This window comes from Pseudomonas oryzae (assembly GCF_900104805.1).
In the GTDB taxonomy this organism is placed as follows: domain Bacteria; phylum Pseudomonadota; class Gammaproteobacteria; order Pseudomonadales; family Pseudomonadaceae; genus Geopseudomonas; species Geopseudomonas oryzae.
The window spans coordinates 400,724-416,198 of the sequence record NZ_LT629751.1 but is presented as its reverse complement, the minus strand read 5'-3'; the positions used below and the strand labels follow the sequence as shown (position 1 = coordinate 416,198).

The 15,475-nt window shown below is 65.0% G+C and carries 15 protein-coding genes and 1 pseudogene; 12 read left to right on the top strand and 4 right to left on the bottom strand.

Annotated features, from left to right (window positions below; translation table 11 throughout):
• The first annotated feature begins 17 nt into the window (after positions 1-17).
• From BLT78_RS02065 to galU, 8 genes and pseudogenes are all read left to right on the top strand, one after another.
• Positions 18-1,085, top strand: a complete 1,068-nt coding sequence (locus BLT78_RS02065; RefSeq protein WP_090347386.1) for an acyltransferase family protein — start codon at positions 18-20, stop codon at positions 1,083-1,085.
• A gap of 107 nt (positions 1,086-1,192) precedes the next feature.
• Entirely contained in the window at positions 1,193-2,314 is a 1,122-nt protein-coding gene (gene gmd, locus BLT78_RS02060; RefSeq protein WP_090347385.1) for a GDP-mannose 4,6-dehydratase, read from the top strand.
• Positions 2,315-2,316: 2 nt separating this feature from the next.
• Positions 2,317-3,294, top strand: a complete 978-nt coding sequence (fcl, locus tag BLT78_RS02055; protein ID WP_090347384.1) for a GDP-L-fucose synthase — start codon at positions 2,317-2,319, stop codon at positions 3,292-3,294.
• Positions 3,295-4,503, top strand: a complete 1,209-nt coding sequence (locus BLT78_RS02050) for a glycosyltransferase WbuB (RefSeq protein ID WP_090347383.1) — start codon at positions 3,295-3,297, stop codon at positions 4,501-4,503.
• Between the two features lie 3 nt (positions 4,504-4,506).
• A complete protein-coding gene (locus tag BLT78_RS02045; RefSeq protein WP_090347382.1) occupies positions 4,507-4,977 on the top strand; it encodes a GDP-mannose mannosyl hydrolase in 471 nt (156 codons plus the stop codon).
• 25 nt (positions 4,978-5,002) lie between these two features.
• Positions 5,003-6,412, top strand: coding sequence for a mannose-1-phosphate guanylyltransferase/mannose-6-phosphate isomerase (locus BLT78_RS02040; protein ID WP_090347381.1), 1,410 nt, complete (start codon positions 5,003-5,005; stop codon positions 6,410-6,412).
• Between the two features lie 97 nt (positions 6,413-6,509).
• A pseudogene (gene galE, locus BLT78_RS02035) lies at positions 6,510-7,547 on the top strand (UDP-glucose 4-epimerase GalE).
• A gap of 167 nt (positions 7,548-7,714) precedes the next feature.
• Complete coding sequence (galU, locus tag BLT78_RS02030; protein WP_090347380.1) at positions 7,715-8,548, top strand: UTP--glucose-1-phosphate uridylyltransferase GalU; 834 nt, start codon at positions 7,715-7,717, stop codon at positions 8,546-8,548.
• A 70-nt stretch (positions 8,549-8,618) separates the two neighbouring features.
• Here the strand turns inward: galU and BLT78_RS02025 are convergent, their stop codons facing one another.
• Positions 8,619-9,968 (bottom strand): O-antigen ligase family protein, encoded by a 1,350-nt coding sequence (locus tag BLT78_RS02025; RefSeq protein ID WP_090347379.1) that lies wholly within the window; start codon positions 9,966-9,968, stop codon positions 8,619-8,621.
• 344 nt (positions 9,969-10,312) lie between these two features.
• Between BLT78_RS02025 and BLT78_RS02020 the strand changes: the two genes are divergently transcribed.
• Together BLT78_RS02020 and BLT78_RS02015 are read left to right on the top strand one after the other, a co-directional pair.
• On the top strand, positions 10,313-11,689 hold the full coding sequence (locus BLT78_RS02020) for a phosphohexomutase domain-containing protein (RefSeq protein ID WP_090347378.1): 1,377 nt from the start codon (positions 10,313-10,315) through the stop codon (positions 11,687-11,689).
• A complete protein-coding gene (locus tag BLT78_RS02015; RefSeq protein ID WP_090347377.1) occupies positions 11,686-12,036 on the top strand; it encodes a VanZ family protein in 351 nt (116 codons plus the stop codon). Before BLT78_RS02020 ends, BLT78_RS02015 begins: the two co-directional genes overlap by 4 nt.
• A 93-nt stretch (positions 12,037-12,129) precedes the next feature.
• Here BLT78_RS02015 and BLT78_RS02010 read toward each other — a convergent pair whose 3' ends face one another.
• Together BLT78_RS02010 and BLT78_RS02005 are read right to left on the bottom strand one after the other, a co-directional pair.
• The gene (locus tag BLT78_RS02010; RefSeq protein WP_090347376.1) at positions 12,130-12,567 is read right to left on the bottom strand and encodes a lipocalin-like domain-containing protein; all 438 of its coding nucleotides are present in this window, start codon (positions 12,565-12,567) and stop codon (positions 12,130-12,132) included.
• Complete coding sequence (locus BLT78_RS02005) at positions 12,564-12,998, bottom strand: alpha/beta fold hydrolase (protein ID WP_231975677.1); 435 nt, start codon at positions 12,996-12,998, stop codon at positions 12,564-12,566. The genes BLT78_RS02010 and BLT78_RS02005 overlap by 4 nt, the downstream gene beginning before the upstream one ends.
• Before the next feature lie 236 nt (positions 12,999-13,234).
• On the opposite strand from BLT78_RS02005, the gene BLT78_RS02000 reads away from it, so the two are divergent.
• A complete protein-coding gene (locus BLT78_RS02000) occupies positions 13,235-13,630 on the top strand; it encodes a group II truncated hemoglobin (RefSeq protein ID WP_090347375.1) in 396 nt (131 codons plus the stop codon).
• Positions 13,631-13,887: 257 nt separating this feature from the next.
• Positions 13,888-14,220 (top strand): hypothetical protein, encoded by a 333-nt coding sequence (locus BLT78_RS01995; protein WP_090347374.1) that lies wholly within the window; start codon positions 13,888-13,890, stop codon positions 14,218-14,220.
• A gap of 75 nt (positions 14,221-14,295) precedes the next feature.
• Here BLT78_RS01995 and BLT78_RS01990 read toward each other — a convergent pair whose 3' ends face one another.
• Positions 14,296-15,465, bottom strand: a complete 1,170-nt coding sequence (locus BLT78_RS01990) for a p-hydroxyphenylacetate 3-hydroxylase oxygenase component (RefSeq protein WP_090347373.1) — start codon at positions 15,463-15,465, stop codon at positions 14,296-14,298.
• Positions 15,466-15,475: the final 10 nt, after the last annotated feature.

The window sequence follows — 15,475 nt, the reverse complement described above, 5'->3', positions numbered from 1 at the left end:
GCAACCACTAGTAAATCATGTATAAATCCTTACAAGCCTGCCGAGCGGCAGCAGCTCTTCTGGTTGTTTTCTACCACTTGGGTGCAACGATAGCTCTTGACAAATACTTCGGCATCCAAGCTTTCGCAGTTCCGTTCCGCTTTGGAGACTCGGGGGTTGAGTTCTTTTTTGTCCTGAGCGGCTTCATAATCACACATGTTCACTATGCGGACATGACCAAACCTTCCCGCGCCCTAGAGTACATCCGCAAGCGTTTAGTTCGAATCTATCCCATTTACTGGTTTGTTTTTCTAGCAGTGTATCTCTCAGCCCTTTGGGTTCCATCCCTGCGGGAGACAATACCATCTGACCCATTGCTGATCCTCAAGGCATTGAGCCTTATGCCACTAGATCCGGATGTGGTTGGAGGGACTGGCGCTCCAGTCATAATTGTGGCCTGGAGCCTTCAGTATGAGATGGCTTTCTACTTTCTGGTGCTGATGGCAATTCTGAGTCGCTCACTTGCGGTAGCGGCACTGGTAGTGATTGTGAGTGCAGCCGTCTTCGGAAAATCATTCCCATGGTCGTTCATCGGCAGCCTACACGTTTCCTACTTCTTTCTGGGAGTTGGAGTAGCGCTTCTCTGTCGCTCGAAAAAAATGTTGTTTCCTCCTGTGGGATCTGCTGCAACTGGAATTATAGCCTTCATTGCTTTTGGTCTCTATGAGGTGGCTTTTCCGATATCAGAAAAGTACGAAAACACCTTTGAGTTCGTGGGCTATGGCCTTACCAGCTGCCTGATTATTTATGGATTAGTGAAACTAGAAGACGGGGGGGCTCGAATTGCAACAGGCTTCCTGCCCAAGACTATCGGGGACGCATCTTACAGTATATACCTTCTCCACTTCCCTCTAATCAGTTTAATCTGCAAGCTAGCCATTGCTTTCGGATTATCAGGCTTCTATGGAGCCCTGATTACCTACCTATTCTCTGCCATTTCATGTGTACTATCAGGAATTATTTTACACTTGTGGGTAGAACGTCCTATGCTTCGCTTTTTTTCCAGACACTCGCAGCCTGTGTCTCGCGAGCAAACAGCTTTTTGAGCTTTTCACCTATCTTCTTCTGAACAACCACAAGAAATAACACACAACAACCAACCTTAAGCCGCATTTAGTGCACTTAGTCCAAACCAGAAACAAGGAATTAGGCAATGAAAAAACGCGCCCTTATCACCGGCATCACTGGCCAGGACGGCTCCTATCTCGCAGAGTTCCTGCTGGAAAAGGGCTATGAAGTGCATGGCATCAAGCGCCGCGCTTCCTCCTTCAACACCCAGCGCGTGGACCACATCTACCAGGACCCGCACGTCGATAACCGCAACTTCGTCCTGCACTACGGCGACCTCTCCGACTCCTCCAACCTCACCCGCATCATCCAGCAGGTGCAGCCGGACGAGGTATACAACCTCGGCGCCCAGTCGCACGTGGCGGTAAGCTTCGAGTCGCCCGAATACACCGCCGACGTCGATGCCATGGGTACCCTGCGCATCCTCGAGGCCATCCGCCTGCTGGGCCTGGAGAAGAAGACCCGCTTCTACCAGGCCTCCACCTCCGAGCTGTACGGCCTGGTGCAGGAGATCCCGCAGAAGGAAACCACCCCCTTCTATCCGCGCTCGCCCTACGCGGTGGCCAAGCTGTACGCCTACTGGATCACCGTGAACTACCGCGAGGCCTACGGCATGTATGCCTGCAACGGCATCCTGTTCAACCACGAGTCGCCGCGCCGTGGCGAAACCTTCGTGACCCGCAAGATCACCCGTGGCCTGGCCAACATCGCCCAGGGCCTCGAGCAGTGCCTGTACATGGGCAACATGGATGCGCTGCGCGACTGGGGCCACGCCAAGGACTACGTGCGCATGCAGTGGATGATGCTGCAGCAGGAGCAGCCGGAAGACTTCGTGATCGCCACCGGCGTGCAGTACTCGGTGCGCGAGTTCATCACCTGGTCGGCGGCCGAGCTGGGCATCACCCTGCGCTTCGAGGGCCAGGGCGTGGACGAAATGGCCGTCGTCGAGCGCATCGACGGCGACAAGGCCCCGGCGCTCAAGGTGGGCGACGTGATCGTGCGCGTCGATCCGCGCTACTTCCGTCCGGCCGAGGTGGAAACCCTGCTGGGCGACCCGAGCAAGGCCAAGCAGAAGCTCGGCTGGGTGCCGGAAATCACCGTGCAGGAAATGTGCGCCGAGATGGTCCGCGAGGATCTGAAAGTCGCCCAGCGTCACGCCCTGCTCAAGCAGCACGGCCACGACGTGCCGGTGTCGGTGGAGAACTGAGCGTGGCCCGCGATCTCAACCAGAGCGTCTTCGTCGCCGGCCATCGCGGCATGGTCGGCTCGGCCATCGTCCGCCGTCTCAAGGCACTGGGCTACGCCAACATCCTCACCGCCGGCCGCGACGAGCTGAACCTGCTCGACCAGGCGGCGGTGCAGGCCTACTTCCAGGCCAACAAGATCGACCAGGTCTATCTCGCGGCGGCCAAGGTGGGCGGCATCCACGCCAACAACAGCTACCCGGCCGACTTCATCTACGAGAACCTGATGATCGAGGCCAACATCGTGCACGCCGCCCACGTGAGCGGTGTGCAGAAGCTGCTGTTCCTCGGTTCCTCGTGCATCTACCCCAAGCATGCGCAGCAGCCGATGCAGGAAGCGGCGCTGCTCACCGGCATCCTCGAGCCGACCAACGAGCCCTACGCCATCGCCAAGATCGCCGGCATCAAGCTGTGCGAGAGCTACAACCGCCAGCACGGTCGCGACTACCGCAGCGTGATGCCGACCAACCTCTACGGCCCGCACGACAACTTCCACCCGGAGAACAGCCACGTGATCCCGGCGCTGCTGCGCCGCTTCCACGAGGCGGTGCAGCGCGGCGACGAGGAGGTGGTGATCTGGGGCAGCGGCACGCCGATGCGCGAATTCCTGCATGTGGACGACATGGCCGCCGCCAGCGTGCACGTGATGGAACTGGACGACGCCACCTACCGCGACAACACCCAGCCGATGCTCTCGCACATCAACGTCGGTACCGGGGTGGACTGCACCATCCGCGAGCTGGCGGAAACCATCGCCAGGGTCACCGGCTTCACCGGCCGACTGAGCTTCGATGCGAGCAAGCCGGACGGCACGCCGCGCAAGCTGATGGACGTGTCGCGCCTCAGGGCGCTGGGCTGGCAGGCCAGCATCGGCCTGGAGGACGGCCTGCGCGATGCCTATCGCTGGTATGTCGAGAACGTGGAACAAGCACGGACGCACTGAATGAAGATCCTGGTGTACGGCATCAACTACAGCCCCGAGCTGACCGGCATCGGCAAGTACAGCGGCGAAATGGCCCGCTGGCTGGCGGCCCAGGGGCATGAGGTGCGGGTGGTCACTGCGCCGCCCTACTACCCGGACTGGAAGGTCCGGAAGGGCTTCTCTTCCCTGCGCTATGACACGCGCCGGGAGGACGGGGTGACGGTGACCCGCTGCCCGTTGTATGTCCCTGCCAAGCCCAGCGCGCTCAAGCGCATGCTGCATCTGGCCAGCTTTTCGCTGTCCTCGTCGCTGGCGGTGCTCGGCCAGGTGCGCTGGAGGCCGGAGCTGGTCATCCTGGTGGTGCCGACCCTGTTCTGCGCACCGCAGGTACTGCTGCTGGCCAAGCTGACCGGCGCCAAGTCGGTGCTGCACATCCAGGACTACGAGGTCGATGCGCTGTTCGGCCTCGGCATCGCCAAGGGCGGGGTGCTCAAGCGCTTCGCCTTCGCTGCCGAACGGACGATCCTGCGCGCCTTCGACCGGGTGTCGACCATTTCCAGCGGTATGCTGCAGCGCGCCCGCCACAAGGGGGTGAGCAAACAGGCGCTGCGCTTCTTCCCCAACTGGTCGGAAACCGCGCGCTTCCAGAACGTGCCCTACTCCCCTGCCCTGCTCGAGCGCCTCGGCGTCGAGCCGGGCAAGCGGGTGCTGCTCTATTCGGGCAACATCGGCGAGAAGCAGGGCATGGAAACCGTGATCGCGGCCGCCGAGCGCCTGCAGTCGCGCAGCGACATGGTGTTCCTGATCGTCGGTGAGGGGGCCGGCAAGTCCAGACTGGTCGATATGGTGGCGAGCAAGGGACTGAGCAACGTAGTGTTCGCTCCCCTGCAGCCCTATGAGGATCTTCCGCTGCTGCTGGCTTCGGCCGATTGCCATCTGGTGATCCAGAAGCGTGGCGCTGCCGACGCCGTGCTGCCGTCCAAGCTGACCAACATTCTCGCGGTGGGCGGCAACGCGCTGATCACCGCCGATCCCGACACCAGCCTGGGGCTGCTGTGCGGCGAGTATCCGGGCATCGCCACGCTGATCGAACCGGAGTCGGTAGATGCCCTGCTCGCCGGTATCGAGCAAACCCTGGCCATGCCGATGCCCAATACCATCGCCACCGAGTATGCCCGCGAGTTCCTCGACAAGGAGCGCATCCTGGGCCGTTTCCTGGTCGAGGTCTGAAGCATGTGGCTGACTGACGCAACCTTCCGCACCGTGGTGGCATCCACACCGCTGGTGTCCATCGATCTGGTGGTGGAGAACGCCGCCGGGGAAATCCTTCTCGGCCAGCGCCTGAATCGTCCGGCGCAGGGCTTCTGGTTCGTACCCGGCGGGCGCATCCGCAAGAACGAAAGCCTGGATTCCGCCTTCCGCCGCCTGACCTGGGGCGAGCTGGGGCTGGCCTTTGAGCGCGGCCAGGCGCGCCTGCTCGACGTGTACGAGCACTTCTACGCCGATAGCGTGTTCGGCGCGGCCGGCGCCAACCCCGATACCCATTACGTGGTGCTCGGCTACCACCTGCGCCTGCCCGCCGGCGTGCCCCTGGCGCCACCGGCCGAGCAGCACGACCGCTATCGCTGGTGGCCGCAGGCCGAGATGCAGGCCAGTGCCGAAGTGCACGACAACTCGCGCGCCTATCTGGCGGCCCTGGGCTGACCAACATTTTCAAAGGACTATGAACATGCTTTTCCCCGTCATCATGGCCGGTGGCTCCGGCTCGCGCCTGTGGCCGCTGTCGCGCCAGCTCAATCCCAAGCAGTTCCTGCCGCTGGCCGACGCGCAGCTATCCATGCTGCAGGCGACCATCCAGCGCCTGGACGGCCTCGCGGTCGGCCTGCCGCGGCTGATCTGCAACGAGCAACACCGCTTCCTCGCCGCCGAGCAGTTGCGCCAGCTGGGCATGGAAGGGGCGACCATCCTGCTCGAGCCGGTCGGCCGCAACACTGCGCCGGCCATCGCCCTGGCGGCGCTGCAGGCGATCGAGGAGGCGGGCGATCCGCTGCTGCTGGTGCTGGCCGCCGATCATCTGATCCAGGACGTGCCGGCCTTCCACGCCAGCATCCGCGCCGCGCTACCGCTGGCCGCCGACGGCAAGCTGGTGACTTTCGGCATCGTCCCCAGCCATCCGGAAACCGGCTACGGCTACATCGAGAAGGGCCAGGCGCTCGGCGACGGCGGCTTCGCGGTCAGCCGCTTCGTCGAGAAGCCGGATCTCGCCACCGCGCGCGACTACCTGGCCAGCGGCAACTACTTCTGGAACAGCGGCATGTTCCTGTTCCGCACCCGCCGCTACCTGGAGGAGCTCGAGCGCTTCCAGCCGGCGATCCTCGCCGCCTGCCGCGCGGCGCTGGCCGGCGGCAAGCAGGACATGCACTTCACCCGTGTGGACGCCGCCGCCTTCGCCGCCTGCCCGGAGGACTCCATCGACTACGCGGTGATGGAGAAGACCGACGACGCGGCCATGGTGCCGCTGGACGCCGGCTGGAGCGACATCGGCTCCTGGTCGGCGCTGTGGGACGTCAGCGCCAAGGATGCCGAAGGCAACGTGTTCAAGGGCGACGTGCTCGGCCAGGCCACCCGCAACACCTACGTGCACGCCGACAGCCGTCTGGTGGCGACCGTGGGCCTCGAGGATCTGGTGATCGTCGAGACCAAGGATGCCGTGCTGGTGGCGCACAAGGACAAGGTGCAGGACGTGAAGAAAATCGTCGAGCGGATCAAGGCCGACGACCGCCAGGAACACGTCAATCACCGCGAGGTCTACCGCCCGTGGGGCATGTACGACTCCATCGACAACGGCCACCGCTACCAGGTCAAGCGCATCACCGTGCAGCCCGGTGCCAAGCTGTCGGTGCAGATGCACCACCACCGCGCCGAGCACTGGATCGTGGTCAGCGGCACGGCCAAGGTCACCAACGGCGACAAGACCTACCTGGTCACCGAGAACCAGTCGACCTACATCCCCATCGGCCAGATCCACGCCCTGGAGAACCCCGGCGTGATCCCGTTGGAGCTGATCGAGGTGCAGTCCGGCTCGTACCTGGGCGAAGATGACATTGTGCGCTTCGAAGACAAGTATGGGCGAGCCTGAGGCTGCAATGCCCGCTCCCTGCAGGGGCGAATTCATTCGCCCGACGGAGCGGCGTTGGCGCATGAATACGCCCCTACACAAGACGTTACGCTTCTGAATGGATATCTCCTCCGTGACCGAAAAAATCCTGGTAACCGGCGGCGCCGGCTATATCGGCTCGCACACCACCCTGGTCCTGCTCGAGGCGGGCTTCGAGATGGTGGTGCTGGGCAACCTGTGCAATAGCTCGGCGGAATCGCTGCACCGCGTCGAGCGCATCTGCGGCCGGGCGCCGCTGTTCGTCGAGGGCGACATTCGCGATGCCTAACTGCTCGACGGTCTGTTCCGCGCGCACCGCATCGGCGCGGTGCTGCACTTCGCCGGTCTCAAGGCGGTGGGCGAGAGCGTGCGCGAGCCGCTGGCCTACTACGAGAACAACGTCGCCGGCAGCGTGACCCTGTGCCAGGCGATGGCCCGCGCCGGCGTGTTCCGCCTGGTGTTCAGCTCGTCGGCCACGGTGTATGGCTAGCCGGCGCAGATGCCGATCCGCGAGGACTTCCCCACCGGCACGCCGACCAATCCCTACGGTCGCTCCAAGCTGATGGTCGAGGAGATCCTGCGCGACATGGCATTGTCCGAGCCGCGCTGGAGCATCGCCGTACTGCGCTACTTCAATCCGGTCGGCGCCCACGAGAGCGGGTTGATCGGCGAGGATCCCAACGGCATCCCCAACAACCTGCTGCCCTACGTCGCCCAGGTGGCCATCGGCAAGCTCGCGGAGCTGGCGGTATTCGGCGACGACTACCCGACATGCGACGGCACCGGCGTGCGCGACTACATCCACGTGGTCGACCTGGCCGACGGCCACCTCAAGGCGCTGCGGGCGATCTCGGCGCAGAGCGGCGTGCACGTGTGGAACCTCGGTACCGGCAACGGCCACAGCGTGCTGGAGATGGTCCGCGCCTTCGAGCGTGCCTCCGGCCGCCCGGTGCCCTACCGCATCGCCCCACGCCGCTCCGGCGATATCGCCGAATGCTGGGCCGATCCGGCCAAGGCCGAACGCGAGCTGGGCTGGAAGGCCGAGCGCGGCCTGCAGGCGATGATGACCGACGCCTGGCGCTGGCAGTCGGGGAATCCGCGGGGGTATGGGGAGTAAAGCCTGGCGGGCCACCGGCCCGCTTTCGCGGCGAGGGCGCCGCTCCCATAGTCCGTAGGTACGGAGCAATCTTCCACATCCTCGAAAACGCCCTGAATCTGCTCCACTCCGGCTCCGCAGCCCACTGATCAGGGGCATTTCACCTTTTCCAAACCAAGGATGAATTCATGATCCGCAAATGCCTGTTCCCCGCCGCCGGCTACGGCACCCGCTTCCTCCCCGCCACCAAGGCCATGCCCAAGGAAATGCTGCCGGTGGTGAACAAGCCGCTGATCCAGTACGCGGTCGAAGAAGCACGCGCTGCCGGCCTACAGCACATGGCCATCGTCACCGGCCGCGGCAAACGCGCCCTGGAGGATCACTTCGACATCAGCTACGAGCTGGAGCACCAGATCCGTGGTACCGACAAGGAGAAATACCTGGCCGGCACGCGCGAACTGATCGATCAGTGCACCTTTTCCTATACCCGGCAGGTGGAAATGAAGGGCCTGGGCCACGCGATCCTCTGCGGTCGCCCGCTGATCGGCGACGAACCCTTCGCCGTGGTGCTGGCCGACGACCTGTGCCTGAACCTCGGTGGCGACGGCGTGCTGGAGCAGATGGTCAAGCTGTACAAGCAGTTCCGCTGCTCGATCGTCGCCATCCAGGAAGTGCCGCGCGATCAGACCCACAAGTACGGCGTGATCGCAGGCGAGATGATCCGCGACGACATCTACCGGGTGAATACCATGGTCGAGAAGCCCAGGCCGGAGGACGCGCCGTCCAACCTGGCGATCATCGGTCGCTACATCCTCACTCCGGACATCTTCGACCTGATTGCCGATACCGAGCCGGGCAAGGGTGGCGAGATTCAGATCACCGATGCACTGATGAAGCAGGCGCAGAGCGGTTGCGTGCTGGCCTACCGCTTCAAGGGCCAGCGCTTCGACTGCGGCAGCGCCGAGGGCTACGTCGAGGCGACCAACTACTGCTTCGACAACCTGTACCTCAAGGGCCTGTAATCGATTGCAGACTGTCGCCTCGCCCGCAAGCGCCGGCCGATGAGCCGGCGCTTGCGGGCGAGGTCGCTACTCAGCCGATTCTTTGCCTGCGCGGCTTGCTGTGGCCATTGGCCAGCACCGCGATGGCGCAGAGCACCACCAGGGTCGCGGCGTTGGCCGGGATCTGCAGGTTGAAATCGGTGAACGAGTGGATGGCCAGGGCGAGGATGCCGATGGCGGCACCGAAACCGACGCCGCTGCGATACAGCGAGTCGCGCCGCCATAGCGCCTGCAGGGCACGCCACAGCGCCAGCAGGACGAAGGCCAGCAGCGGCAGACAGCCGAGCAGGCCGAACTCGATGAAGAACTGCAGGTAGTCGTTGTGCGCGTGATCGAAATGGCTGCGGATATCCGCGCCCGGGTACTTCGGGAACACCGCCTCGAAGCTGCCGGCACCCTGCCCGGTCAGCGGCCGCTCCTGCGCCAGCGGCAGGGCGTAGACGAACACTTCGTCGCGGTCGATGTTCTGTCGCTCGATGACCTGGCCCTCCACCACCACGTCGTTCAGCCGGGTGTTGAGTACGCGGTCCTTGAGGCGCTCGAGCCCGAAGTACTGGCTGATCACCAGCAGGTCGATGAGCAGGATGCTGGCGAGAATCAGGCCGTTGCGCAGGCGGTTGTCCTTGTCGCGCAGGACGAAGATGCCGCCGACGATCATCAGCGCGGTGAAGAAGGCCGCGTTGCCGCCGCGCGAGTGGGTCATCACCAGGGCGATGACCATGACCACCAGACCGAGACGCAGGCGGGCCTTGGCGCCCATGAGCATCTCCAGCAGGTGCAGCCAGCGGAACGGTCGGGTATCGCGCAGGGCCATGAGCAGGCCGATGCCGCAGGCAAGGGTCAGCTCCAGGTAGCCGGCAAGGTGGTTGCGGTTGACGAAGGTGCCGGTGGCGTCGCCGATATAGGAAGTCTTCGGCGTGGCCAGCAGCCACTCGACGCCGGACAGGGTCATGAACGCGCCATGGAAGGCCTGCAGGGTGCCGCTGATGACCAGGGTGGCGAGCAGCAGGTTCAGCCGCTGCCGTGTGTGGAACAGCGCTATGACCAGCAGGAACAGCAGGCTGTAGGCGATCCCCAGTAACAGGTACTGCAGGGTCGCGCCACTGTCCGCCGTCAGACCGAATAGCCACTGAGCGGCAACCCAGCCCTGGGCGCCCAGCAGCAGGCCAAGCAAGGGCACAGCCGCCTTCACGGCCGGTCCAGCTGGGCGTCGGCAGCGGAACTGGTCAAGCGTCCATAGTCCGGCCAGCAGGCCGGTCAGCGCGATGAACAGGCCAACGGCCCACTCGCGGTTGCTGCCCAGCGGCAACGGCAGCCAGACGAGCAGCAGCAGGGCAGCGACAACGAGAAACCGCTCGAGGCGGCTGGATCTGTGCGACATGGGGGTGGTTTCCATGCAAGGCAGGGCCGCCACGCTGGCGGCTGGTCCGTCATTCGGAAAGGCGCGCCAGTATAAGGAAGCGCTCCGCACTCACCAACCCGACTTGGGTACAGAACGTCGCCCGCCCCATCCAACGTAACTGAGGAGCCTCCTGACACGGCCTGCAGCTATACTCCGCACCCTGTATCGCCAGGCGCGGCCCGCCAGCCAGCCCCGCAGCACCAACCACATTGCTCTTGCTGCACCAAGCAGTTTCGCCGCCGCGGCCAATCCGTCCGGGACGGCAATATCCGCAACCAAGCAACACCCAACCCATGCGGCCGGACGCCGCCGGTGAATGATCGATGACCACCCTGACCTGCTTCAAAGCCTATGACATCCGCGGCCAGCTCGGCCGCGAGCTGAACGAAGACATCGCCTACCGCATCGCCCGCGCCTACGCCGAGTGGCTGAAACCGAAGACCGTGGTGCTCGGCGGCGACGTACGCGAGACCTCTCCGGCGCTCAAGGCCGCGCTGGCCCGCGGCCTGCAGGAGGCCGGCGTGACCGTGCTGGACCTCGGCATGACCGGCACCGAAGAGGTGTACTTCGCCACCTGGAACCTGGGCGCCGACGGCGGCATCGAGGTGACCGCCTCGCACAACCCGATCGACTACAACGGCTTCAAGCTGGTGCGCGAGGGCTCGCAGCCGATCAGCCGCGACACCGGCCTGGAAGACATCCGCCTGATGGCCGAGAAGGCCGAATTCGCCGCTCCGGCGGCGCTGCCTGGCGAACTGCGTGAGGTGTCCAACCGCGCCGCCTACGTCGAGCACCTGCTGTCCTACATCGATACCGCCGCGCTCAGGCCGCTGAAGCTGGTGGTCAACGCCGGCAACGGTGCCGCCGGCCCGGTGCTGGATGCCATCGAGACGGCGCTCAAGGCACGCGGCGTGCCCTTCGAGTTCATCAAGGTCAACCACGAGCCGGATTGCAGCTTCCCCAACGGCATCCCCAACCCGATGCTGGAAGACAACCGCGCGGCGACCCGCGACGCTGTGCTGGCCCACGGCGCCGACCTGGGCATCGCCTGGGACGGCGACTTCGACCGCTGCTTCCTGTTCGACGAGAAGGGCGGCTTCATCGAGGGCTACTACATCGTCGGCCTGCTGGCCGAGGCCTTCCTGCGCAAGGAGGCGGGCGCGCGGATCATCCACGACCCGCGCCTGACCTGGAACACCCTGGCCATCGTCGAGCAGAGCGGCGGCGAAGCGGTGCAGTGCAAGGCCGGGCATGCCTTCATCAAGCAGAAGATGCGCGAAGTGGATGCCATCTACGGCGGTGAGATGAGCGCGCACCACTACTTCCGCGACTTCGCCTACTGCGACAGCGGCATGATCCCGTGGCTGCTGGTGGCCGAGCTGATGTGCAGCCGTGGCCAGTCGCTGTCCGCGCTGGTCGGCGAGCGTATCGCCGCCTTCCCCTCCTCCGGCGAGATCAACCTCAAGGTCGCCGAAGCGCCGGCGGTGCTCAAGCGCATCGAGTCGCTGTACCGCACCGATACCGCCGAAGTGGACTACACCGACGGCCTCAGCGTGAGCTTCGCCGACTGGCGCTTCAACCTGCGCGCTTCCAACACCGAGCCGGTGATTCGCCTGAACGTGGAAAGCCGCGGCGACGACGCGCTGATGCAGGCCAAGACCGCCGAGTTGCTGACCCAGATCGGCGGTGACAAGGCTTGAGGGCACTGCCTTTCCTGGCCTGCCTGGCGGTGTTCCTGTACGGCATGTTCCGTCCGGAATCACCGCCGGAGCTGTTCGAGCAGTCGGACAAGGCTCTGCATCTGTTGGCCTTCGGCGCCCTGTCGCTGACCAGCCGGCTGGCCTTCCAGCGGCTGCCGGGCTGGCTGCTGTGGAGCACGCTGCTGGCCCTCGCGCCCTTCCTGGAGTGGCTGCAGAAATACCTGCAGCCGGCACGCCAGTTCAGCGAACTGGACATCGCCGCCAACCTCGCGGGGGTGGCCCTGGCCTGGTTGGGCTGGCATGGGCTTGCACAGCTCTATCGACTGCTGCGCCCCGCCTGCAGGTGAGTCGACCAGCTCCGGACCCGACGCCCCAGTCCGGAAGCGACAAAGCGCGCGCCCCTCACGGGACGCGCGCTTTTTTATTGCCTGCGATTCCCCTCAGGCCCCGGCCGGCAGCGCGCGGGTCCATACCAGCTTGGCGGTGCGCGCCTCCGCGGTGCCCTCCTCCAGGCGCGCGGTGAGCGACAGCACGCCGCCGTCCAGCACCGCGACGCGCTTCTGCGAGCCGCCCTCCCAGTTGGGGAACAGGCTGTGGCGCACATGGTGGCGGACGGTGTCGCCCTCGACCTCGTAGGGCCCGGCGTAGGTCAGGTAGCTGCCGTAGGCGGCGGCCTTCTCCGCATCGCTGGCCGACCACTGGCCGCCGGTGGTGAAAACTTCGCGATCCTTCCTGGCGATCACGCAGAACATGCCGTAGGGGCCGTACTCGATGAAGCCCTCCAGGTCGGTGCCCATCGGATGGACCACGCGGCCGTCGTCGTAGAGCTGTTCCCAGGACAGGATGTTCCAGCGTCCGCGGATGGTTTCCTTGTTCATGCCTGGTTCTCCTCGCGCGCCGCGCACAGGAAGTCGATGAGCAGTCGGCTGAAGTCGGCGGCCTTCTCGATCTGCACCCAGTGGCCACACTCGCCGAACACGTGCAGCTGGGCGTGGGGGATCAGGCGGAGCAGCCGCTCGGAAGCCTCCAGCGGGATCACCTGGTCGTCACGGCCGTGGATGATCAGGGTCGGCTGCGGCAGCTGGCGCAGCGCGGCCTCGTCCACCGCGAGCATCTCGATGCCCTGCTGGCGCGGCGCCGGGAATAGCTGGGCGAAGCGGGTCTGCACGTCGTCGCGGATGCTCGCCTCATAGCGCATGCGCACCAGGTCGTCGGTGATGATGCCGTGATCCCAGGCGAACACCTGCATCGGCTCGCGCATCGCCGCCAGCGACGGCTGGTAGCCCCACACCTTGCCAAGGAAGCGCACCGCCCACCGGCGCGCCCTGGAGTTGCGTCGTTATCCCGTCAGCGCAGAATACTGGCAGGGCGCCGCGCCATGGATGCATCCGCCAACGCGCGACCTCTCAGGGCGCATGCGCCGCGTCCAACTGCGCCAGCAGTGCCTAGCGATCCGAATTGCCGCCCCATCCCTGCCCTGCATCAATCCCTGCCCGCCTTCGCTCCGGCAACATTCGCTTTTCCCACCCCGGCGGAGCCACAACAATGAATCAGACCCCCTACCAGCTGCTGGGCGGCGAGGACGGCGTGCGCCGTCTGTGCGATGCCTTCTACCAGTGCATGGATGAACTGCCGGAGGCGGCCGACATCCGCCGCATGCATGGCGCCGATCTCTCGGGGATACGCCAGAAGCTGTTCGAGTACATGTCCGGCTGGCTCGGCGGGCCGCACCTGTATGCGCAGAAGTACGGCTCGATCTGCATGACCGGCCCGCACCGGCCGTTCGCCATCGGCCCGCGCGAGCGCGACCAGTGGCTGCTGTGCATGGACAAGGCCCTGGAGCAGGTCGGCGCCAGCGACGAGGTGAAGGCCATGCTCAAGCGCCCGCTGCAGGGCATCGCCGAGATGATCCGCAACCGCGAGACCTCCGCGCCGGCCTGAACCGGTTCACACGACCGCAGCCCCGCCGCCGGCGGGGCTTTTTCGCCCGAAGCGCTTTCGTCATGAAAAATTCATCATTTTGCTGAATTTATTCATGAAAAGGTCAACAAATTCGGCCAGCAGGACGCTTAAGCTGGACTCGCACCCCGCCGCTGCCACCGAGGCGCGATCGGCTACGGCTCGCCCCCGCTGCGGTGGGCAGAGCGCCTGACGGCGCCGGGAACCGCGTGATACGTCATCATCAAGGAAGGTAAGCCATGAAGATTTCCCGCCTCGCTCCTCTCGCCCTCCTCCTCACCGCCCTGACCGGCACCGCCCTCGCCGACAGCCGCATCGAAGGCACCTACGCCATGACCACCGAGGCGGCCGGGGTCAAGGTGCGCAGCGCCACGGTGGAGCTGAACGAGAAGTACATCCGCGAGGGCGACAATCGGCTGCCGGTCGCCGCCTGGGAGCACAGGGACGGCTACCTGACCGCCCGCGACCCGCGCGGCGCCGCCCTGCTGCATGCACGTGTCGAGAATGGCGGCGCGACCCTGGTGCAGCAGGTCGAGGGCGTCGGCACCGTCACCTTCACCCGCCTCGACTGAGGGCCTGCCGCCGCGGCACAACGAAAAAGGGGGATCGCCTCACGGCGATCCCCCTTTTTCGCACTGCAGTACGGCTTACACCATGGTCGGATCCGGCTCCAGGCCCATCAGCTCGCGGCCGAGGATCTGCGCGCAGACGTCGTAGTCGGTGTAGGCGTGCGCGCCGGTCATGTGCGAGTCGCGGAACAGGCGCTGGATCTCGCTGTTCTCGAACCAGCTGGTGGCACCGGCGGCCTCGAACAGGCGGTCGACGGCGGCGATGCACATCTTCACCGCGTAGGCCTGGTTGGTACGCCAGTAGGCCAGGGTCTCGCGGCTCGGGTACTGGTGGCGCTCGCCGTATTCGGCGTGCTCTTCCCAGGTCTTCTCAAGGAAGGCGCGGGCGGCGGCGACCTGGTGGGTCGACTCGGCCAGGCGCATCAGCGCCGGAGTAGCGGCACCGACGTTGGCGCCGGTGTAGGCACGCACGCGGTTCTTCTGCTTCTCCTTGAAGGCGACCAGCATGCGCTCGGCGATGCCCAGGCTGATGGCGGCGAAGCCACAGGCGAAGTACGGACGATACGGGGTGTAGAAGATCTTGCTGTCCGGATACAGACCGAAGCCGGCGGACTTGCCTTCCATCATGTCCTTGGCCGCCTGGATGCGGTGGTTGGGGATGAAGGCGTTCTTGATCACCAGGGTCTTCGAGCCGCTGCTGCGCATGCCGACGGAGAACCAGTCGTCACGGATTTCGTAGTCGCTGCGCGGCAGCACGCCGAAGCTGTACACCAGCTCGCCTTCGGCATTCTTGCGGCGCATGCCGACGATGGCCCACTCCGCGTGGTCGCAGCCGCTGCTCCAGCCCATCTCGCCGCTGAGCAGCACGCCGCCCTCGGTTTCCTCGATGGTGCTGAACGGCGCGATGCTGCTGCTGGCGGTGGCGTCCGGGTTGTCGCCCCACACCTCGTCCTGCAGCTGCTTGGGGAACATGGCCAACTGGTGGCTGTGGGTGCACAGCAGGCTGAAGGCCCAGGCGGTGCCGCCGCAGGCGCCGGCCAGCGCGGCCACGCAATCGGTGAACTCGGGCAGGGAGATCTCCAGACCACCGTAGGCCTTCGGCTGGAAGGCACGGTGCATGCCGATGCTCTTCAGCAGAGCGATGTTCTCTTCCGGCACCTTGCGCTCGAGCTCCGCCCGGGCGGCATTGGCAGCGATGGCCGGCAGGATGGTTTGCAGCTTGTCGAGGAGGGGGTTCGCTCTTTTCATGGCTGTCTGT

Bases quoted from the DNA above. Each gene is read 5' to 3' on its own strand.
- BLT78_RS02010 (WP_090347376.1), bottom strand. From the start codon at position 12,567: ATGAACAAGGAAACCATCCGCGGACGCTGGAACATCCTGTCCTGGGAA.
- BLT78_RS02050 (WP_090347383.1), top strand. From the start codon at position 3,295: ATGAAGATCCTGGTGTACGGCATCAACTACAGCCCCGAGCTGACCGGC.
- BLT78_RS02000 (WP_090347375.1), top strand. From the start codon at position 13,235: ATGAATCAGACCCCCTACCAGCTGCTGGGCGGCGAGGACGGCGTGCGC.
- BLT78_RS02045 (WP_090347382.1), top strand. From the start codon at position 4,507: ATGTGGCTGACTGACGCAACCTTCCGCACCGTGGTGGCATCCACACCG.
- BLT78_RS02065 (WP_090347386.1), top strand. From the start codon at position 18: ATGTATAAATCCTTACAAGCCTGCCGAGCGGCAGCAGCTCTTCTGGTT.
- BLT78_RS02025 (WP_090347379.1), bottom strand. From the start codon at position 9,968: ATGTCGCACAGATCCAGCCGCCTCGAGCGGTTTCTCGTTGTCGCTGCC.
- gmd (WP_090347385.1), top strand. From the start codon at position 1,193: ATGAAAAAACGCGCCCTTATCACCGGCATCACTGGCCAGGACGGCTCC.
- BLT78_RS02020 (WP_090347378.1), top strand. From the start codon at position 10,313: ATGACCACCCTGACCTGCTTCAAAGCCTATGACATCCGCGGCCAGCTC.
- BLT78_RS01995 (WP_090347374.1), top strand. From the start codon at position 13,888: ATGAAGATTTCCCGCCTCGCTCCTCTCGCCCTCCTCCTCACCGCCCTG.
- BLT78_RS02040 (WP_090347381.1), top strand. From the start codon at position 5,003: ATGCTTTTCCCCGTCATCATGGCCGGTGGCTCCGGCTCGCGCCTGTGG.
- galU (WP_090347380.1), top strand. From the start codon at position 7,715: ATGATCCGCAAATGCCTGTTCCCCGCCGCCGGCTACGGCACCCGCTTC.
- BLT78_RS01990 (WP_090347373.1), bottom strand. From the start codon at position 15,465: ATGAAAAGAGCGAACCCCCTCCTCGACAAGCTGCAAACCATCCTGCCG.